Origin of the sequence: Pseudoalteromonas sp. GW168-MNA-CIBAN-0100 (assembly GCF_040309225.1) — a bacterium.
Taxonomy (GTDB): Bacteria; Pseudomonadota; Gammaproteobacteria; order Enterobacterales; family Alteromonadaceae; genus Pseudoalteromonas; species Pseudoalteromonas arctica.
Map to the genome: position 1 here is coordinate 1 of NZ_JBEOOL010001052.1, position 239 is coordinate 239.

Below are 239 nucleotides of genomic sequence, written 5' to 3' on the forward strand. Positions count from 1 at the left end.
GCTCAAGGTTATGCGCGTCATTTTTACCAAATGTATGGCCTAACTTTAATAGTAAATCAGTTTTTTCAAAGCCAGTGTTGTCATCGCCAACTGGCAGGTCTTTAAACCCATCTGCGCCGTAGGTAAATACTTCAATTAAACCCGCGGTATTGTTTTTTTCTTTGGCAAAATAAGCATGGCCTTTATAGTAGCCATCGCTACCTAAGGCAGCATCAAGCATACCTGTTGAGCTATTAGGC

At 41.4% G+C, this 239-nt stretch carries 1 pseudogene; it reads right to left on the bottom strand.

From position 1 onward, the window contains the following. Nucleotides 1–239: pseudogene (locus tag AAEY62_RS24570) on the bottom strand (TonB-dependent receptor family protein); the annotation flags it as partial.